Origin of the sequence: Natranaeroarchaeum sulfidigenes (assembly GCF_017094485.1) — an archaeon.
In the GTDB taxonomy this organism is placed as follows: Archaea; Halobacteriota; Halobacteria; order Halobacteriales; family Natronoarchaeaceae; genus Natranaeroarchaeum; species Natranaeroarchaeum sulfidigenes.
The window spans coordinates 348,846-366,808 of record NZ_CP064786.1; the positions used below are offsets into that span (position 1 = coordinate 348,846).

The 17,963-nt window shown below is 58.6% G+C and carries 18 protein-coding genes, 1 tRNA gene and 5 pseudogenes; 17 read left to right on the forward strand and 7 right to left on the reverse strand.

Annotation, left to right across the window (positions count from 1 at the left end; translation table 11 throughout):
- Complete coding sequence (locus tag AArcS_RS01775) at positions 1–1,113, reverse strand: GNAT family N-acetyltransferase (RefSeq protein WP_238478711.1); 1,113 nt, start codon at positions 1,111–1,113, stop codon at positions 1–3.
- A 220-nt stretch (positions 1,114–1,333) separates the two neighbouring features.
- Between AArcS_RS01775 and AArcS_RS01780 the strand changes: the two genes are divergently transcribed.
- From AArcS_RS01780 to AArcS_RS01810, 7 genes are all read left to right on the forward strand, one after another.
- The gene (locus AArcS_RS01780; protein WP_238478712.1) at positions 1,334–2,848 is read left to right on the forward strand and encodes a carboxypeptidase M32; all 1,515 of its coding nucleotides are present in this window, start codon (positions 1,334–1,336) and stop codon (positions 2,846–2,848) included.
- A gap of 58 nt (positions 2,849–2,906) precedes the next feature.
- Positions 2,907–3,209: an AbrB/MazE/SpoVT family DNA-binding domain-containing protein gene (locus AArcS_RS01785; RefSeq protein WP_238478713.1), complete on the forward strand. Its 303-nt coding sequence runs from the start codon at positions 2,907–2,909 to the stop codon at positions 3,207–3,209.
- Positions 3,206–3,625 carry a PIN domain-containing protein gene (locus tag AArcS_RS01790; RefSeq protein WP_238478714.1) on the forward strand — a complete coding sequence of 140 codons (420 nt, stop codon included), beginning with the start codon at positions 3,206–3,208 and terminating at the stop codon, positions 3,623–3,625. The genes AArcS_RS01785 and AArcS_RS01790 overlap by 4 nt, the downstream gene beginning before the upstream one ends.
- 102 nt (positions 3,626–3,727) lie before the next feature.
- Entirely contained in the window at positions 3,728–4,651 is a 924-nt protein-coding gene (locus tag AArcS_RS01795) for a BtuF-related (seleno)protein (protein WP_238478715.1), read from the forward strand.
- A gap of 48 nt (positions 4,652–4,699) precedes the next feature.
- Positions 4,700–5,215 (forward strand): peptidylprolyl isomerase, encoded by a 516-nt coding sequence (locus AArcS_RS01800; RefSeq protein WP_238478716.1) that lies wholly within the window; start codon positions 4,700–4,702, stop codon positions 5,213–5,215.
- A 41-nt stretch (positions 5,216–5,256) separates the two neighbouring features.
- On the forward strand, positions 5,257–5,601 hold the full coding sequence (locus tag AArcS_RS01805) for a ferredoxin (protein ID WP_238478717.1): 345 nt from the start codon (positions 5,257–5,259) through the stop codon (positions 5,599–5,601).
- A 55-nt stretch (positions 5,602–5,656) separates the two neighbouring features.
- Positions 5,657–5,741 (forward strand) — tRNA-Leu (locus tag AArcS_RS01810).
- 281 nt (positions 5,742–6,022) lie between these two features.
- On the opposite strand, the gene AArcS_RS01815 is transcribed toward AArcS_RS01810, so the two are convergent.
- Both AArcS_RS01815 and AArcS_RS01820 read right to left on the reverse strand, forming a co-directional pair.
- Entirely contained in the window at positions 6,023–7,027 is a 1,005-nt protein-coding gene (locus tag AArcS_RS01815) for a type IV pilin domain-containing protein (protein WP_238478718.1), read from the reverse strand.
- Positions 7,028–7,089: 62 nt separating this feature from the next.
- Positions 7,090–7,989, reverse strand: coding sequence for an NmrA/HSCARG family protein (locus tag AArcS_RS01820; RefSeq protein WP_238478719.1), 900 nt, complete (start codon positions 7,987–7,989; stop codon positions 7,090–7,092).
- 198 nt (positions 7,990–8,187) lie between these two features.
- Here AArcS_RS01820 and AArcS_RS01825 point away from each other — a divergent pair, with 198 nt between their 5' ends.
- Complete coding sequence (locus AArcS_RS01825) at positions 8,188–8,661, forward strand: cupin domain-containing protein (RefSeq protein WP_238478720.1); 474 nt, start codon at positions 8,188–8,190, stop codon at positions 8,659–8,661.
- Here the strand turns inward: AArcS_RS01825 and AArcS_RS01830 are convergent, their stop codons facing one another.
- Together AArcS_RS01830 and AArcS_RS01835 are read right to left on the reverse strand one after the other, a co-directional pair.
- On the reverse strand, positions 8,662–9,744 hold the full coding sequence (locus AArcS_RS01830) for a class I SAM-dependent methyltransferase (protein WP_238478721.1): 1,083 nt from the start codon (positions 9,742–9,744) through the stop codon (positions 8,662–8,664).
- A complete protein-coding gene (locus AArcS_RS01835; protein WP_238478722.1) occupies positions 9,737–10,870 on the reverse strand; it encodes a 60S ribosomal export protein NMD3 in 1,134 nt (377 codons plus the stop codon). Before AArcS_RS01835 ends, AArcS_RS01830 begins: the two co-directional genes overlap by 8 nt.
- A gap of 164 nt (positions 10,871–11,034) precedes the next feature.
- Between AArcS_RS01835 and AArcS_RS01840 the strand changes: the two are divergent.
- The 5 genes and pseudogenes from AArcS_RS01840 to AArcS_RS01860 all read left to right on the forward strand — a co-directional run bounded on the left by AArcS_RS01840 (position 11,035) and on the right by AArcS_RS01860 (position 12,691).
- Positions 11,035–11,258, forward strand: a pseudogene (locus tag AArcS_RS01840) (antitoxin VapB family protein).
- Complete coding sequence (locus AArcS_RS01845; protein ID WP_238478724.1) at positions 11,255–11,497, forward strand: PIN domain-containing protein; 243 nt, start codon at positions 11,255–11,257, stop codon at positions 11,495–11,497. Before AArcS_RS01840 ends, AArcS_RS01845 begins: the two are co-directional and overlap by 4 nt.
- Positions 11,498–11,527: 30 nt before the next feature.
- Positions 11,528–11,884: pseudogene (locus AArcS_RS01850) on the forward strand (transposase domain-containing protein); the annotation flags it as partial.
- 17 nt (positions 11,885–11,901) lie between these two features.
- A pseudogene (locus tag AArcS_RS01855) lies at positions 11,902–12,161 on the forward strand (ISH3 family transposase); the annotation flags it as partial.
- 251 nt (positions 12,162–12,412) lie between these two features.
- On the forward strand, positions 12,413–12,691 hold the full coding sequence (locus tag AArcS_RS01860) for a hypothetical protein (RefSeq protein WP_238478725.1): 279 nt from the start codon (positions 12,413–12,415) through the stop codon (positions 12,689–12,691).
- 90 nt (positions 12,692–12,781) lie between these two features.
- Here the strand turns inward: AArcS_RS01860 and AArcS_RS01865 are convergent, their stop codons facing one another.
- Positions 12,782–13,825: a CARDB domain-containing protein gene (locus tag AArcS_RS01865; RefSeq protein ID WP_238478726.1), complete on the reverse strand. Its 1,044-nt coding sequence runs from the start codon at positions 13,823–13,825 to the stop codon at positions 12,782–12,784.
- A gap of 3 nt (positions 13,826–13,828) precedes the next feature.
- Positions 13,829–15,652, reverse strand: a complete 1,824-nt coding sequence (locus AArcS_RS01870) for a hypothetical protein (protein ID WP_238478727.1) — start codon at positions 15,650–15,652, stop codon at positions 13,829–13,831.
- A gap of 357 nt (positions 15,653–16,009) precedes the next feature.
- Here AArcS_RS01870 and AArcS_RS01875 point away from each other — a divergent pair.
- The 4 genes and pseudogenes from AArcS_RS01875 to htpX form a co-directional block, all read left to right on the forward strand.
- A pseudogene (locus AArcS_RS01875) lies at positions 16,010–16,659 on the forward strand (ISH3 family transposase); the annotation flags it as partial.
- A gap of 93 nt (positions 16,660–16,752) precedes the next feature.
- Positions 16,753–16,824: pseudogene (locus AArcS_RS15980) on the forward strand (IS6 family transposase); the annotation flags it as partial.
- 74 nt (positions 16,825–16,898) lie between these two features.
- Positions 16,899–16,991, forward strand: coding sequence for a PIN domain-containing protein (locus AArcS_RS15895; RefSeq protein ID WP_375139643.1), 93 nt, complete (start codon positions 16,899–16,901; stop codon positions 16,989–16,991).
- A gap of 69 nt (positions 16,992–17,060) precedes the next feature.
- Positions 17,061–17,936: a zinc metalloprotease HtpX gene (gene htpX / locus AArcS_RS01880; protein ID WP_238478728.1), complete on the forward strand. Its 876-nt coding sequence runs from the start codon at positions 17,061–17,063 to the stop codon at positions 17,934–17,936.
- Positions 17,937–17,963 lie beyond the last annotated feature (27 nt).

Here is a 17,963-nt window from a genome sequence, read left to right on the forward strand (position 1 = left end):
TCACGTCGTGTCGCGTTCCGCGTAGGTCAGTGTCCAGTTCCCGGCGTCGTCGAGCGTTCGGTCGTCGAGCGTCCACGAGACGCCGTCGACGGGACGGGAGACCAGTGTACAGCGATGGCCGGAAAACGAGGACAGCGGGAGTCGGTCGTCCGGCCGGAAGCCGTACGTTTTCAGTAGCTCCGCGGGTACGACCGTCCCCGTGATGGCAATGAGATCAGAGCTTCGATGATCGTCCAAAACGGCATCGAACAGATGTGAGAGTGCGGTCTCCCACGCCTGCCCGCCGGTCATCGGGACGATATCCACGATCTGTGTGATCGTCACGGCGTCGCTCGTCCGGCGGGTACGGACGATCAGGGCAGCGACCTGGTCGCCATCCTCTCTGGCAACGTACGTCGATCGGGACCAGACGGGACTGTCAAAACGCCACTCGTAGAACCGACGTGTTCGGTGTGCGTGGATAGCGTCGGGTGGTCGCCGCTCGTATAACTCGACGAGCTCGTCGACAGCCAGGCCGGGTGTCACTTCGACGTATACGTCGGAATCAGGGTCAGATGACGCCCCACGACGGTCGTAGTAGTTCCTGAGCAACGGCCCGAACAGAACGCCGAGGACCCGTGCCACGTCCGAGTTGACGTACTCGGGGGCGAGCGATTCGGGATGTTGCACCCGGTAGTACGTTCGCTTGTCGTCGATCTGTCGCCAGCCGAGCTTCTCGTACCCCGGGAGCGATGCCTCGTTCGGGAAGTTGAAGAAAAAGTCGGCGTTCGTCCCCTGATAGTATTCGATCGCATGTTCAGTCATCCGGGTAAACACTCCACGTCGGCGATGCTCCGGGTGAACCATCGTATCAGACGGCTGTAATGCAAGGACAGTACCGCCGTTCGTCCGCATCTCAAAGGCCATGAACGGACGCGCACCGACGACTTCACCGTCGTTGCGGACGACAAACAGCGGCGTGTGATCTACGTAGGGGTTCTGGCGGTACTTCCAGTCGAGCCAGTCGGCCCCACGGTCCCGGTCCCAGACGAGCGAGTCGAGGGCGAGGACGCCGTCGCGGTCTCCAGGACGGTACTGACGTATCTGATAGTCCGTGAGAACGTTGCCAGCCATTATCTCCACTGGGTCCGTGATCTACATAGTAATCATCGGCGTAGTATTACAGTGAAATCGGTAGCCGGAGTACCGATCGCTGATGTTCGTGGCCTAGTAGTCGGGAACCTTACCCTACCCGCACCCATAACTGAGTAACGGTTCACTATCCCGATACGGAACAGCCAGTACGGACCGCCGGTTGCAGGAGATTGATAGGTAGTGGCCCGAAACAAAAGATATGGCCACGGATGCTGCCGCCGAGACGGAGCGATCGGAGTACGAACGGTTCCTCGAACGGATTCAACGCTACACGAACGTCGGGAACGCCGCGGGCGTCCTCAGATGGGATCAGGAAGTCGTGATGCCCGAAGGGGGGACTCCGGCGCGCTCCCAGCAGCTCTCTGCGCTCTCTGCAGTCTCCCACGAGATGCTGACCGACGAGGAGACGGGTGACCACCTCGACGCGCTCGAAGATGCCGATCTCGACCAAGAACAAACGGCCGTCGTCCGGGAGGTGCGACGGGAGTACGACCGGGCAACCAGCGTCCCGACCGAACTCGTCGAGGAGATCTCGAAGACCACCAGCGAGGCCCATCCGAAGTGGAAGCGAGCGAAAGAGGAAGACGACTTCTCGATCTTCGCACCGACCCTGGAGACGCTGGTCGAACTCAAGCGCGAGTACGCCGAGCACGTCGACCCCGACGCCGACCCCTACGCCGTCCTGTTTGCGGAGTACGAGCCGTATCTCGATCTCGGCACGGCGGATCTCGTCCTGACGCAACTCAGGGAGGAGCTCGTCCCGCTGATCGACGACATTGCCGACAGTGACGCCGATCTCGCTACCAGTGCTTTTTCGGGCCAGTTCCCGGAGGACGAGCAGGAGTCGTTCGTCCGGGACGTCCTCGACGAACTCGGCTACGACTGGGAGCGCGGGCGGCTCGACACCGCGCCGCATCCATTTTCGTCGGGGACGCAGTTCGACGCCCGCGTCACGACGCGCTTTGACGAGTCAGACCCGCTCGGTGCGCTGACGAGCACGATTCACGAGTTCGGCCACGCCACCTACACGCAGGGGCTGCCCGACGACCAGTACGGAACGCCGCTGGGCCAGTCGCGCGACCTCTCGGTCCACGAGTCCCAGTCTCGCTTCTGGGAGAATCATGTCGGGCGCACGCGGGCGTTCTGGGAGCTCATTTTGCCAAAGATGCAAGCGGAGTTCCCCGAACTGAACGACGTGACGGTGGAGGAGGCCTACGAGGCCGCCAATCAGGTGTACGACGACAACCTCATTCGAGTGGAGGCGGACGAGCTGACCTACCACATGCACATCATCATCCGGTACGAGGTCGAGCAGGCGCTGATCAGCGGTGATCTCGACGTCGAGGACGTCCCCGAAGTGTGGAACGACAAGTACGAGGAGTATCTGGGGATCCGACCGGACACCGACGCGGAGGGCTGTCTACAGGACATCCACTGGAGCCATGGGAGCTTCGGCTACTTCCCCACCTACTCGCTCGGGAGCGTGCTGGCCGCCCAGATCGACGCGACGATGCGGGAGGAACTCGACGTCGACGCGCTGGTGCGGGACGGCGAGTTCGACGAGATCATGGACTACCTCAACGAGCACGTCCACGGGCACGGCTGTCTGTACACCACCGACGACCTGATCGAAGAAGCCACCGGCGAGCCCTTCACTGCCGACTACTTCGTCGAGTACGCCGAGGAGAAATTTGGGGAACTGTACGACGTTTGAGGTGGCTCCCGGCGACACATTCTTGTGCGAAGCCACTGTATTCATACTCAAGGAGAGTATGAGCAAATCAGATTCTGAAAAAGTAGTCTCTGTATCTGCACGGGGGCAGGCCACCATCCCGAAGGAGTTCCGGGAGGAACTCGGGATTGACGCGCCAGGACGCGTCAAGTTTATTCGCACTGAGGGGGGAGAGGTCGTGGTCCGCCCGATCCGATCGGTGACCGATCTGCGTGGCGTCCTCACGGGGGAGACGGACGACAGGGGTCGTGCAGCGACCGACCGCCTCCAGGACGAGCGCGAACGCGACCGCGCCAGTGAGGCAGCTCTGGAGCAGAAGTATGCCGGGGACAGTGATCGATGAGCGGGTATCCGGAGTCGATCGTCTTCGACACCGAACCGCTCGTCGCGTATTTCTGTAACGAACCGGGAAGCGATACCGTCGAACGCCATCTCGCGGCCGTCGAAAGAGCGAGCGACGGGTATATCTCCGCAGTCAACCTCGCAGAACTGCACTACGTTGTCCGGTCAATCGTTGGCAAAGAGCGTGCTGACACGGTTGTCGATGTCCTTGAAGAGAGCGGAATCGAGCGCGTCGACACCGATGAGACGTGGCCGACAGCGGCAGGCTTCAAATCCCGGTACTCGCCCGCGCTCGGCGATGCGTTCGCATTGGCGACAGCCGCACATGTCGACGGAACGCTGTTAATCGGCGCTGACGACGACTACGACGATGTAGCGGATATCGACCTCGTTCGATTCCGGACGGATGGGGTTTGAGATCCGTCCACTGCTAACACCGTGGGCTCTCTCCTCTGTTCTCTGTAACCACTGGTTGTGCTGGCGTCAGCGTTTAGCCCTCCCCGACCGTACGCCCATCCGATGAACGTCGTCTCCCTGCTCCCCTCAGCTACCGAGATCTGTTATGCCCTCGGGATCGAGCCAGTTGGCGTCTCCCACGAGTGTGACGTCCCGCCCGGGGCCACCGACCAGCCCTCGATCAACTACGCGCACGTCGATCCGACAGCCAGCAGCGGGGAGATCGACGCGCAGGTGCTCGAAGCCGAGGCCGAACACGGCGGCGTCTACGGCATCGATGTCGACGCGCTGGACCGGGCCGACCCGGACCTGATCGTCACGCAGGGGATCTGTGACGTCTGTGCGGTCGACGAGGTGCTGGTGGCCGACGCCATCGAGGAGATCGAGGCCGATCCAGAGGTACTGACGACCGATCCCCACAGCGTGGGGGACGTGCTCGACGATATCCGGACAGTGGGCGCGGCGACGGGCCGCGAGGAGCGCGCCGCGGAACTGGTTACCGATCTGGAGGCGCGAATCGAGCGCGTCCGGGCAGCCACCGCCGAGGTCAAAGAGCGCCCCGAGGTCGCCATCCTCGACTGGCTCGATCCCGTGATGGTTGCGGGCCACTGGATGCCCGAGCTCGTCGAGTGGGCTGGTGGGGAGTACGGACTTGCTGACAACGGCCAGCGTTCGACGCCGCGAGAGTGGAGCCAGATTATAGAGTACGACCCGGACGTGCTGATCGCCGCTCCTTGCGGGTTCGACCTCGAACAGACCTCCGAAAACCAGTCGGATCTGACCGAGCGATCGGGCTGGGCGGAACTTCGGGCGGTCGAAACGGGTCGTGTCTACGCGATGGACGGCCACCACTATGTCAATCGGCCGGGGCCGCGTCTCGTCGATACCCTCGAACACCTCGCAGGCGTGTTACACCCGGGCGTGGTGGACGCGCCCCCGGAGGACGTCGCCACGGCCTTTGGCGGGCCCGAACTGCGGACACTCTGACCGACTGGACTACAAGCCTTTTTCCCGTCGACGCCCCTCGGTACTGGTATGAGCGAACTGACTGCGACGATCCACACGAACCGCGGCGACATCGAGGTCGAACTCTACGAGGACAAAAAACCCGAGACAGTCGGGAACTTCGTCGGCCTCGCCACTGGCGAGAAAGAGTGGGAAGATCCAGAGACGGGCGAGACGATCGACGGCGAACCCCTCTACGACGACGTCGAGTTCCACCGCGTCATCGACGGCTTCATGCTCCAGACCGGTGACCCAACCGGTACCGGCCGCGGTGGCCCGGGCTACACCTTCGACGACGAGTTCGACGACGAACTCTCCCACGATGGCCCCGGCATCCTCTCGATGGCGAATCGTGGCCCCGACACGAACGGCTCGCAGTTTTTCATCACACTGGATGCCCAGCCCCACCTCGACGGGAAACACTCCGTCTTCGGGCAAGTCGTCGACGGGATGGACGTCGTCGAGGAAATCGGCAACCTGCCGACTGATCGGAACGACAAGCCCCAGAAGGAAGCTGTCATGGAGTCGGTAACGATCCACGACTGAGACCGTAAGCCGAAAGACACTCCGATTCCTGATTCTATCCAATGAGCGATCTCGACGCCGAACTGCAGGACCCGTCTACGTTCGGGGACAGCGATGCGCCGCCAGCCGATGAGAAGCCGTACAAGATAATCTTCGACGCCAGCGCGTGTTTCGGTGCCGGCAAGTGCGCCGAGGTGGCGAAAAACTGGGAAATGGACATCAAAAGCGGGATGGCAAAGCCCCGATCGTACTACATCGGCGAGGACGACCTCGACGAGAACGTCCGTGCTGCGGAGGTCTGTCCTGCCAACAAGGGCGCTGGCTGTATCTATGTCATCGACCGCCGCACCGACGAGGAGGTCGCGCCGGATCCACATGGCGACGGAACGTTCAGTCTGGAGCGGTAAGTCGGGTAACGAAACCCACTTGTCATAGTGGGCAGTACCGACGAGTGCATCCTGCGCGAGGGTGGCTGAGCCAGGCCAAAGGCGGCGGGCTTAAGACCCGCTCTCGTAGGAGTTCCTGGGTTCGAATCCCAGCCCTCGCACTCGTCACGAGCATATTCGCGAGTGACGAGTACGTAATGTGGGATTCGAAGAGGCGAGTCGCAGCGCGAACGAATGTGAGCGACCGTCTGGACGTGTTCGAATCCCAGCCCTCGCATTTTCCGGCTCGACCGTACGGGAGAGCCGTGAAAATCTAACAATGGGATTCGAGCAGACGAGTCGCAGCGCGAACGACTGTGAGCGACCGTCTCGACGTGTTCGAATCCCAGCCCTCGCATTTTCCGGCTCGAACGGACGTGAGAGGCGTGAAAACCTGTGTTGGTTAGCAGGACTCCCCATCGATCGTTGAGTCGCCACTGCAATCGATACGGGCATCCTCGATATCTGTCCCCCCACGGATGTGGCTATCATCGAGATTGAGCTCCGTATTGCCAGCGGTATCGATTACGTCCCCGCCGATCTGACTCTCTTCGTCCAGGTCGACGGTTCCCTCCGCGCTAACATCGCCGTGAATCGTTGCCTGATCGGCCTCCTCGGCCATGTCGATATCTCCTCCAGCATCTACATTGCCGTGAATTTCGCTGTCCTCCTGGATTTCGACTTCACCGTCGGACGTGACATCGCCACCAATCTCTCCCCCACCATCTACCTCAACTTCGTCGTCGGACACAATATCGTCTCCAATCAGATACCCACCATCAACATCAACTTCATCGGTAATGTAGACGTCACCGATCAATATCCCATCCTCTTCGATTTCTAACTCCGCGTCCCAGCGATCCCCGGAGGAGCCGATGTCACAGGCGACAGTATCGCCTTCGTCAATCTCGATATCGTCGTCTTCGCGATCGATATCGTACGACTCACAATTGTCATCCGCAAGTGTCACCTCCTCCCCGCGCAGTTCGTACGAGTCGATAATCGCCGACCGGGACTCCGTGTCGTCGGTCCAGATCACCTGAATCGTATCGCCCTCTTCGAGGTCCTCCCCGTCACAGTACGATAGGATCGTCTCGTCGCCTGTGCTGATAGCACCGTTCCCTCCCCAGTCTTCACATTGGGTCCCGTCGTCGAGCTGGAACTCGATGTTGCCGGAATCGACCTCCTCACCGGTATCCATGACGACTTGCACGCCAACGCCTGCCGCCCCCTCCTCAATATATGCCATCTCGGTGTCTGGTGGGGCCTGGGTCGGCGAGAATCCCAGGACGAACGCGCCGATCACCGCGGCCATCGTGACGAAGATGCCGATCATCAGCACGACACCGATCACCGGGGAGACGCCGCGGTCATCACCGGGAAGTGATGATTTTCTGGGGGAAGACATACAACCTACATATTATTGGACAGTAATAAATCCCGGCCGAGGCCCTGCGGTCGCCTTGACCTCTACAGCGCTTTGACCCAGCCCGGAACCGACGCCATGCCGTCTTTGTCCTCCCAGCCGTTCTCGCGGAGGTACTCGGGAAGCGTGGTGAACTCGAAGCCAAATCGCTCGGGAAGCGCGTCGATGTCTGCCTCGTAGCCGACCTCGTTGAACCACTCGCACATGACGGTGAACTCCTCGCCGAAGCTCTCGTAGGCGTCTTCGATGGGGACGTGGTACGGCTCGACGTCGAGGCCGGTCACCTCCGAGAGGACGGCCGCAGTCTCGGCGAGCGTCAGTTCGTCGCCCGCGAGGTCGATGCGCTCCCCGACAAACTCGTCAGGGCGCTCGAAGGCGACCGCCGCGGCGTGGCCCACGTCGTCGACGTCGATCATCTGCAGCGGGACGCCCTCGGCGAGCGGGAGCGCGATGGTGCCGTCCTCGACGATGTCCTCGGCGAACGCTTCGAGGTTCTGGAAGAAGAACACGGGCTGGAGCGTGGTCAGCGGGAGATCGAGCTCCTGTGCGTGCGTCTCGATCTCGTCTGCCGAGTCGAAGTGGGGGATGCCGGTGTCTTTGTGATGGCTGCCGACGCCGCTGAAGACGAACTGCTCGACGCCTTCCTCGTTGGCGACATCTGCGAGGTTCTTGCCCTGTTGCACCTGGGCCTCGTAGCCCTGTGTCCAGAAGTTCGTGACTGCGAAGACGGCATCGGCCGTGGCGACGTGCGCCCGGAACGAGTCGGGGTCGTTCAGGTTCCCCTCGACCATCTCGACGCCCCGATCCGCAAGGGCCACTGCCGCGTCACTGTCGGCGTCACGCGTAAGGCCGAGCACGTCGAACGATTCCTCGGAAGCGAGGAGGTGGTCAACTACGGCCCCGCCCTGATTGCCGGTCGCGCCGGTGACGAGCACGCTCGTCATTTCAGAGCCCCTCCATCGCCGTGTTGGTCGCTGTCGTCGATACGGGCTGTTGTGCGGGTCCGAAAGTCAGTTTCATTACGTTACTTAGTTCGTTCTGAAACTACTATATGCGTTTGGCGACAGTGGAGTTACTACGTAACACGAGTGTTACCGAGCAATCAGTACAGACACAAGTGGCTGGACTGCGACGGTTATCGCATGAAAATCAATGAGTCGGAGCTCGACTGGACCGAGTACGATCGTGGAGACGCCACCTTCCGCCGCAAGCAGCTTTCGGATGCAGTCGACAGTCAGCAGCTCGGGTGTAGCCTCTATGAACTACCACCGGGGAATCGCTCGTGGCCGTATCACTACCACACCGCGAACGAGGAAGCGCTCTACGTACTTTCGGGGGCTGGGAGCGTGAAACGCGAGAGCGGCCTCGAACCGCTCCAGCCCGGCGACTTCGTGACGTTCCTGGCGGACAAGCGGGGCGGCCACCGAATCGTCAACGATGGCGAGGAGACGCTCCGGTACCTGATGCTCTCGACGATGAACGAACCCGACGTGACGATCTATCCCGAGTCCGAGCGTTTTGGCGTCTTCGTCGGATCGCCCCCCGGTGGACGCGAGGAGCGCTCCCTGCACGGCTACTACGAGATGGACGATGACGTCGAGTACTGGGAGGAGTAGCTACCCAATCCGAACGTCACAGACGACGTGCCAGACGCCTTCGGAGTGGCTCTTGACGCGCCGCTTTTCCAGGATCTCGACGTCACGTCCAGCCCGATCTGCGGCCGCTTCGATCCGCTCGGTGGGCCGCTCCCAGAGGCAGGACTCGGGCGTCGCCGCGTGGACGTGGACGATGCCACCCGGCGCAACCGCGTCGAAGGCGGTGTCTAAGAACTCGTGGGCTTCCAGCGAGCGCGATTCGTCCTCCTCGGTCTCGACGCCGTAGTAGCCCATCACCACGCGGTCGGCGTCCGAGACCTCGACGTCACGGCAGTCCGCACGGTAGGCCTCGACGTTCGCCGTCACGTCGTTGAGCACGGCGTTCTCGATCAGGAAGTGATAGGCTGTGGAGTTGATTTCGGCCGCGGTGACCCGTGCGCCAGCGCGAGCCATGGGGAGCGTGAAGTAGCCGATCCCGGCAAACATGTCGAAGACGCGCTCGGGACCATCGGTGTCGGTCTCCGGTTCGGGTCCCTCTTCGCCTGCGACGACCGCGCCCATCCGGGCGCGTTCGGCCTTGTTCCCCGGCGAGAACATCACCGTGCGGAGATCCAGCGCGTACCGGGTGCCGTGTTCGGTGTGGATCGTCTCGGTATCTTCGACGCCAGCAATAATCCGCCCGCTCGGCTCGCGGTGAACGCCCGAAACACCGCCGTCCGCGAGCACAGTGTCGGCCTCGCCGTGAAGCTCCAGCAGCGCCTCGCCGACCTCTCCCTCCCGGGGACAGTCCTCGTCGAGGGTCACGAGGAGGACACTGCCGATCACCGCCCACGAGCCGGGAGCGAGTTCCAGTTCCGCCTCGGTCCAGCCCCGCTCGGCCAGTAGATCGATGAGGTCGGGTGCACGGAGTTCCAGGTCGGTCTGGCGCATGACGTCGAGGACGTCCGTCTCCTGTGGCGGCTCGGTCACCGGGAGCGCGACTGTGCCGTCGTCGTGGTCCGTAACCCGTCGACCGTCGTCGTAGACGCCCTCATCCCGGAGCGACTCGATCGCGATCTCTGCGTGGGGTTTCTCGACGAGGGCGGCGAGGGCGTCCTCACTCATCAGTACGCTGGCGTTGCGATCGCCCGTCTTCAGGGAGGACGTGCAATCCCGCACGGCTCTTGAGCACGGTTACCGTCTCGGCATCGGGGTCGAGATAGTCGGGCCGTGCGATCGTCTTCGCGCGGTAGGTCTCGGGGTCGAGCACCTGCACTGCGTGGTCATCCTCGACCGTCACGAGGGTGGTCTCCTCGCCGTCCTCGACGCTGCCGAGTCGGCGGGCGTCCGGTGAATCGCCGTCCTCGTAGGACGCCTCGTAGCGCTCGCCGGTGGTGAGGTAGGTCCCTTTCAGGTTACCGCGGGCGCTGGTCACGAGCACCGGCCCTTCGTCGTCGTCTTTCGGGTCAATGATGTGGCCCGGCCGATAGGGAGGGAGACGGATCGCGTAGGTTACCCGGTAGACCTCGTTGCCGTCGGAATCCTCGGTGACCAGCGTTTCGGCGTCGTTGAAGCTCCCGCCGAACTCGTCGACGACACGCTGGGATACCTTCATCCCGATCTTGTTCGTTGACAGGCGGATGTTCAGCCCGTCGTCGTTCTCTTTCATTTCCGTAACAAACGCATCCCGGTCGCCCGTGGCCTCCATCTCGGCGACGACTTCGTTGGCGATCTCTTTCGTCCGGCTGATCTCCTCGGCGGTCGGCGTCCGATCGACTCCGCGCAGCTGGACGATGCTGGCGTAGTAATCGCCCGAGATGCGCCCGCAGCGCTGGCAGGTCTGGCGGGAGATCCTGACCGGGACGGTCACCTGTTCCTCGACCGGTTCCTCCCCGACGAGGCCGGTGAAGTAACAGTGCATCCGGATCGTTGTCTCGTCGACCTGCTCGGGCTCGACCTGCCAGGAGAACTCGTCGACGTCGATGTGGACCGCGAGCGCCTCGGTCACCTCGTCGATGGCCACGTCGGTGTAGTCCTCCGCGCCGATGTCGATCCAGCGGTTGCCCCGGTGGACCGCGCCACAGGTCGCACACACGAGCACCTGCACGCGGTCGGGTGCGTCGATCAGCTCGAACTCCTCGAAGTAACAGTCATCACAGAGGGCGGCGTCGCCGCGGCGGGCCTCCCGCACTTCGAGTGGCGTCTCGATGGAGTCGCCACAGCGCGGGCAGAAGGCACGGGATTCGCTCATGGAGCGGTCGTACGCCCCAATCCGTGTTAAACGCCGCGTTCTGTCCGGTCCAGGTTGGCCGGAGCGATAGGATGATACCAGACGACCGTGACCCCGTCGCGGGCGAGGGTACGCAAGATCGGTAACTCCCTGATGATACAAATTCGTGTGGGCGTATTACACGTATGGGCACGAAGACTCTAACCATCTCCGAGGAGGCGTATGAGCGTCTCAAAGCACACAAACGAGACGATGAGGGCTTCACGGACACGATCCTACGCCTTACCGAGAGCGAGGGTGACGTGATGAAGGGGTCGGAGCAATGCGTGATGACGAGGGGTTCCGTGACGCGGTGACATCGACTCGTGAGGAGCTGGACGCCGATCTTCGGGAGCGTGACACGTGGTGATCGCTCTGGACACTACGTTTCTCCTGGACTATCTCGACGGTGAGCCTGCCGCAGGGGAATTTCTCGAATCACGCACCAACAAACCGGTCCATGCACCGTCGCTTGCGCTGTTCGAGACGTATCGCGGAGCAGCCACGTCATCGGGTTCTGACGGGCTATATCGGGTCACGACCCGTCTCGACTGGATCGAGCCGCTGGCGGTGACCGACGGGGCCGCTCGGGAGGCGGTGTTCAGATAAGGACGAAGGGTGAGGCGGTGTGATTTGCTAGTGCCTACGCCAGAAACCACCCGCCTCAACGGATGTACTGGCTGGATCGACTTGGATTGTATTGAGCGAGAAGCGACACCGGAGGAGCTGATGCAGCTTGGTATTCAGTTGCACGTCGGCAGTATTTCACTTTCGAATACTGTATATGTACTTGATAGGTTTGGTGTCAATCGCTGCCGATCAACAGTTCATAACTAGGTACAGAAGGCCGATCTACAGCCGCTCGATGGAGCAAACCTGGATCACGTCGCGGTTGACGAAACCGTGATCCAACTGAATGACGAACGGTTCTGGCTGTATGCTGCGGTCGATCCCAAGACGAACCGCTTGTTGCACGTGAAGCTTGTTCCGACGAGAAACATCTCGTCGATGACGCGCTCCAGAGCCCCGCGCTCACCAGTTCTTGAGATGTCGGGCTTCGGTTATTGCTGCTCATCGTGGGTCTGATGCCGCAGAATATCTGGTGATATCTCCACTGGATGTACGTGGCGGTGCCCCACCGTGAGGTCACCGCCTCTGGAAGTGGTCGTTCACGGAGTTCTGTGAAATGACAGTTCGTACTACCTGGACAGCTCTCGGTGTGTGCAGAGGGGTCCCAGCAAACCTACCACTTGACCATCGGTTCTTGCGGTAGCTGTCCCTGTTGAAGCAGCGGTGGTGAATGGCGATACTGTCATGTCAGCGGCGATCAGCCGCCGATAACGGTTGTTCAGTGCCGAAACTCACCGCCACCCATTTCTTGGAGACGGCCCGAGCACAGTTCAAGCAGATTCAGTGCCTACTGGACGAGATAGTACGGCTGTTGATATGATTGACTGAGTATAGCGATTCACTATATACACCGATAGTGACTAAATTTAATATATAGCGTTCACATCTGATTATATGGACAGCATCCTAAGGCTTGCACGAGGCGCTGGGTGGGCAGTGGCGTTTATTGGTGCGTGCGTGATTCTTTATCCAGTTTTCAGCTTTTTGGCACGGTTTGGCGTTAGGAGTCTCGACGAGACCTTCGGAGGAACCTATCTAGTAACCGGGAGTTTTCTCCACCTACCGGTAATCCTCGTTCTTGGTTTTGTGATAGTTATCGCGGGATTCCATCTCCTCGGTTGGATTGATAACCTAGAAAAGAGGAAATTCAATTCGAATGAAGACGCTCATTGAGAGGGTCTGCGTCAAGACATTTACCGCATACTGTGTACCGCCCTTCGGTTGCGCCGGTGAATCCGTACAACAGACTGCACGAGATCGGTGCTAGATCTCGGCCTTTTTCGCATTCGCGGCGTTTTCAATTGCGCCTTCGATCCGGGTCGTGATCGAGAACGCTTTACTGTCCTTGAGAGAGCTGCGCCCGTTCTGGCGCGCTTCGAAATTGTTCAGAAACGCTCCAAGTTGTTGAGTTGCAGTGTTGAGAGCGTTATTCGCCTGACGTGAGTGCTTATCTTTGATCTCATCCAGAGCACGTTGAAGACTATTTTCAGATGCCTCAAGCTGACTAACCAATGAATTTTCCAATCCACCGGTGATCGAATCGTCATCCCTGATCTGGTCTCGAACTGTCGCGACAATTTCGAGCGCCCCTTCAGCCAAGGCTTTTTTATCATTGACTGTGAACAAGAGCTCCTCTTCAGCGTTAGCCCCATCTTCGTCAGTAACCTCGAAAACTACCGTCGTTTCCTGCGCTTTTTCAAATTGGATCGTGACAGGTTCGGTGATTTCGTTTCCTGCTTCGAGGTTACCTATATCGAACTGTTCTGGCTCAGGTGACGCCTGAGAGTCGGCTTTGACAAACACGGATGTCGCCGGTTCATTGCCAGCATTTTCGATGGTCAGCGAGACAGTGACTTTCTGTCCTTTCAGATAGGGACCACCGTCTGTAGACGTTGAGACGACCAACGAAGCTGGAACGTCCATTGCCGTGAGAACCTGCTCAACGTCGTTTGATTGTTCATTGAGTGCTCCGTTGAACTCCCGGAGCTGATCGATTGCTTTTATCACTTCAGTAGCGGGTACCTCGTCTGGGTCAGCGACATACATCGAACCAGCGGTGAGCAGTGCTCCACGAGTAAGTTCGACACTACTAAGCGTTCCATCATACGTTGCGAGAGTCTCAGCTTGGGCCGGTTCCAGTGGTCTGTTCCGTCTAACGCTCCGTGACTGGGCAGATAACTGTCTTTCTGTGAGTTCCGCCTCTTCGAAAGCAGTATCTAGCTCATCGAGTAAGTTTGCCGTCTGTTCTCTATCGTCCGCCTTGATCGCTTCTTTGAAATCGGTCAGAATATTATCAGTTTCTGTCATTGTTTACACCCCCGGTTGACCGTTGATGACAGCACCGATGGAGTCATTGTGGGTTCGGTGGGCTCGCCGAATTCCGTCCAGACCAACTGCAACCCCCCCGAGAGCGGCTGCGACTGAGATCACTAATTCAACAAGTGAAAGTGCGAGCCCGATAGCAGACCCCCAGCCGCTAACAACGAGTGCAGTTGCTGCAACACCGAGAAAGCTAGCGATGGTCAGTCCGTTCTCAATTCGGTTGATTGTCTGTTCAGTGTCCTCAAGTGTTTCCTCGATATTTTCAACCGCTTTTTTATTGGCTCTTCGGGCATTTTCAGTCGTACCCTCAAATGTAGGTCCACCGTCTGCTGGCCCCAGGGTTTGATCAAGCCTTGCCAGATCGTCGCTGACCGTTCTTCCTGGGATCAGTTGTTCGTAAAACTGCAGCACAAGATCGCCTCCTTGCTCACGGGCACCTTCGACACGACTAGCGAGTTCATCTGCGAGGGTCGCTCCGGTAGTAATTCCGCCATCGATAATCAACTCTCTGAGGAAAGTCCCCGTTTGGTTAGCCCGAGTATGAACGAATCGCGAAACCCGGCTGGAGGCACCCACCAGCGTATCGACAGCCTTGTCGATTCCACGTTTAATTCGATCCTTCGCGGATCCCAACCGGCTTCCAAGCCGACCCCAACCGACGAAGTTCGCAACCCGACCGATAGCAGCTGCGCCAATTAATCCTTGGGCACCAGCCGTGATTGCGAGTCCGGTAATTTCGCCACCAGTATCGAAGTTGCTTGTATCTCTTGGACTCAATCCACCAACATACGAGCGTGTAGTGGACTCTCCAATCTGCTTGCGCTTGATTGCTTCCGATGCGCGATCAGCACTGATTTCACCATCATCGACGTTGCGTTCGAGATTTGTGAGTGTTCTCTTCACCTGTGGTTGCTCATTCAATGTCGCACCAACGTCATCGATCTCTCCCGCAAGTGCGATTTTGTCGTCAATCAGCGGTTCTATTTGAATCTGCTCTTTAGGCTCGTTGTTTATCGAGTCTCCCTCTCCTTCTTCGAGATCAAGCTGGAGGTGTTCAGAATCAACTCGGTCGGCGTCGCCAGGAAGCACTACGTTGTTTGCCCATGCAAAGTACCGGTAGTTGATGAGGGTAGGACTCCCACTCTTACGACCCATGATTCTGAAGTCATCGCTCGTCACGAATCCACTACCATCGTAGAACACTTCGGCAATTTCGTCCCCATTGATGAACACTATGTACGTATTCTCATCGGCGTCAAGGACGATTCTGATCTTGTACCATTTTCCATCCTGGAAATCATCATTGACAAAGATGTCGTCACCGCCGAAGGGGTTCCTAAAGAATAGGCCGTTTCCGGCAATGCCATTCGTGAAAGCCCGGAAACCGAATTGGGTGCTGTCAAGATCATTGAACAGGTACGCAAGCTGGTCACCCGAATGATGACGCCAAATTATGTCCGCTGTTAGATCACCCTCAGTTTCGTACTGAAAATTGAAATTGACACCGCCATCATCGCTGAGTCGCAACGCTGTCGTGTCATCTCCGTGTTCATCCGGTTCAACATCGATCCATTCGAACTCCGAAGCTTCAATTGTCGCGTTCGGTGGATCGTCTGGATTGGTGGAAGACGTACTTACTCCTTCTACTGTAGAGGTTACTCCCTTCTCAATCGGATTTCCGAGATCGTCTACTTCACTGTAATCAAATCTTTCTGTTTCATCGTCCGCCGTTACAGCTCCAGCCGCCCCGAAACTAGCGATAGTCGTTGAAGTACTACACAGAATGAACTTTCGACGGTTAATCTCTTTCATAGTTTCTTTAACTATATACATAATTTTTAGCCTAGCTTAATAATACTTTCTAATAACTATTTCAGATGATTCAGATGAGTTCACACAATCCAACATCGTCCGGCAGTCAGTGTCCGTGGAACCAGCTTCTTATGTAGATAGGGCCGTGGTGAATCGCCATACTGCGGTGGGATTCAACATGTGATAACACGCTTGATTTTGTAGACAAATACGTCAGATTAAATTACAGGTCACCCGATACTGACATCATTCTGTTGAAAACACTGAAATCGCTTGCGTGGTGTTATTTTTGATGATGTCGATAGCCTATTAGTTGTCCGATTAAGTCTCAGTCGATCACATCGGGTTTGAGTGAAAGTGTCCGCTTTTCGAAAGTGTACAACGAATACAAAAAACAGCGAGATAAAAAAGCACCCTCCTAATTTTACCGTCAACAGCCTCGGGGACGATTTTCCGCTTGAGCTTGGAGAGAACGTTGAGGTCACGACGGGTAAGCTCTAGGAGGTCCTCGCCGGCACCAGCGACTGCGATATTTCTATCAATCACGTCTACGAGATGACCGATGACTCGCCAAACGCCAATACCGTCCGTGAACACCTCACCGATCAATTCGATCCTTAAACCGTCGAGACCGTTGGCAACGCGCTCTTACAAATGGATGTCATTGAGATGCTTTTAGATCGCCCAGTGGAGGTTGTCGCCGACCTCCTCCTCAATCCCTACTACGGTGACGAGGACGAGACAAAAGCGGTGTATTTCTCATAGGCGAAACGAGAAACCACTGCGTTCTACGCCTGTATGACGCTGTGCGCGCGGGTGCGCAACAAGAGACATACGCTGGTGGTTTGCCAACTGGTTGCTGGCAAAACTACCAGTGATACCTTCAATAAGTTCTTCGAACACCTTGACGGCCTTGAACAGCGCGTCAAGGCCATCTACCTTGACCGCAGATCCTACAACAGCACTGCCTCAAACTGCTGTACGCGCACAACTACGACGATATCATGTAAATCGTCAAGTGGGGAGAAATGTTCGATACCAATCAGGGACGAACCGTCATTGGCCAAACTGTACCCCGACGTCGGTACCTTACATTAGACAGCCACACTGAAGCAAACACCGTCGAAAATTGGCTTCAAGAGTTCGCATTCGCATGGAATCAGCTTATCTAAACACTACCGGAGGCCGCAACTATTGAGGTAGAATACTCGCTGCGGGAACCCCGATCAATCTTGGAGACGTACTCATCGCTGGAGTCTGTCGGCAAAATGGTGCGCGCCTCGTCACTCGTGACGGCGACTTCGACCACGTTGACGGTCTTCAGACTGTACGCTACTGATTGATATTGCCCCCGTCAGCCTCAGTCGATGTAGGACGCCTTAATGTCGTCGAGTACGTACTTCCGGCCATGCAGTGGAAAGCCGACTGGGGTCTCCGCGCCCGAATGGGTCTCACTATGTTCCTCCTGTTCGCCCTCTATATCGTCTTCTTCGCGGCGATCTGGGCCTACACCGGGGGGAGCATCGTCATCGCCGCCATGCTGATCGGCGGCTTCTCCTTTGTCCAGTACTTCTACAGTGACAAGTTAGCTCTCCGGAGTATGGGTGCAAAGACCGTAAGCGAAGAGGACTACCCGCAGTTGCACGCACAGGTCGCCCGGCTCTCTCAACAGGCCAACCTGCCAAAGCCGAAAGTCGCGGTTGCCGACGATCGGGTACCCAACGCCTTCGCGACCGGGCGGAACCAGCGCAACGCAGCGGTCTGTGTGACGACCGGGCTTCTCAAACAGTTGAACGACGACGAGCTGGAGGGCGTGATCGCCCACGAACTCGCCCACATCAAGAACCGGGACGTCATGGTGATGACCATCGCCTCGTTCCTCTCGACGCTCGCCTTTATGATCGTCCGATGGGGCGCGATCTTCGGCGGCGGGCGAAATCGTCAGGGCGGCGGTATCATCGTTGCGATCCTGATCTCGCTGGTCGTCTGGATCATCAGCTACATCCTGATCCGGGCGCTGAGTCGCTACCGCGAGTACGCGGCCGACCGCGGCGCGGCGTCGATCACGGGCAAGCCCGACGCGCTGGCCTCGGCGCTGATGACGATCTCGGGTGAGATGGAGAAGATTCCGACCAACGACATGCGCGACGAGGCCGAAATGAACGCCTTCTTCATCATCCCGATCTCGAAGGGCTCGATCGCCAAACTGTTCAGTACGCACCCGCCGACCGAGAAGCGCATCGAGCAGCTGAATCAGCTCAGCGCCGAAATGAGCGGGCGGTAAGTCGGCGATTCACAGCGCTTAAGCGCG

Excerpts from the sequence above, each read along its gene's own strand:
- AArcS_RS01860 (WP_238478725.1), top strand. The coding sequence starts at position 12,413 with ATGGACAGCATCCTAAGGCTTGCACGAGGCGCTGGGTGGGCAGTGGCG.
- AArcS_RS01805 (WP_238478717.1), top strand. The coding sequence starts at position 5,257 with ATGAGCGATCTCGACGCCGAACTGCAGGACCCGTCTACGTTCGGGGAC.
- AArcS_RS01870 (WP_238478727.1), bottom strand. The coding sequence starts at position 15,652 with ATGAAAGAGATTAACCGTCGAAAGTTCATTCTGTGTAGTACTTCAACG.
- AArcS_RS01785 (WP_238478713.1), top strand. The coding sequence starts at position 2,907 with ATGAGCAAATCAGATTCTGAAAAAGTAGTCTCTGTATCTGCACGGGGG.
- htpX (WP_238478728.1), top strand. The coding sequence starts at position 17,061 with ATGCAGTGGAAAGCCGACTGGGGTCTCCGCGCCCGAATGGGTCTCACT.
- AArcS_RS01830 (WP_238478721.1), bottom strand. The coding sequence starts at position 9,744 with ATGAGTGAGGACGCCCTCGCCGCCCTCGTCGAGAAACCCCACGCAGAG.
- AArcS_RS01815 (WP_238478718.1), bottom strand. The coding sequence starts at position 7,027 with ATGTCTTCCCCCAGAAAATCATCACTTCCCGGTGATGACCGCGGCGTC.
- AArcS_RS01800 (WP_238478716.1), top strand. The coding sequence starts at position 4,700 with ATGAGCGAACTGACTGCGACGATCCACACGAACCGCGGCGACATCGAG.
- AArcS_RS01825 (WP_238478720.1), top strand. The coding sequence starts at position 8,188 with ATGAAAATCAATGAGTCGGAGCTCGACTGGACCGAGTACGATCGTGGA.
- AArcS_RS01835 (WP_238478722.1), bottom strand. The coding sequence starts at position 10,870 with ATGAGCGAATCCCGTGCCTTCTGCCCGCGCTGTGGCGACTCCATCGAG.
- AArcS_RS01780 (WP_238478712.1), top strand. The coding sequence starts at position 1,334 with ATGGCCACGGATGCTGCCGCCGAGACGGAGCGATCGGAGTACGAACGG.
- AArcS_RS01775 (WP_238478711.1), bottom strand. The coding sequence starts at position 1,113 with ATGGCTGGCAACGTTCTCACGGACTATCAGATACGTCAGTACCGTCCT.
- AArcS_RS01790 (WP_238478714.1), top strand. The coding sequence starts at position 3,206 with ATGAGCGGGTATCCGGAGTCGATCGTCTTCGACACCGAACCGCTCGTC.
- AArcS_RS01795 (WP_238478715.1), top strand. The coding sequence starts at position 3,728 with ATGAACGTCGTCTCCCTGCTCCCCTCAGCTACCGAGATCTGTTATGCC.
- AArcS_RS01820 (WP_238478719.1), bottom strand. The coding sequence starts at position 7,989 with ATGACGAGCGTGCTCGTCACCGGCGCGACCGGCAATCAGGGCGGGGCC.
- AArcS_RS01865 (WP_238478726.1), bottom strand. The coding sequence starts at position 13,825 with ATGACAGAAACTGATAATATTCTGACCGATTTCAAAGAAGCGATCAAG.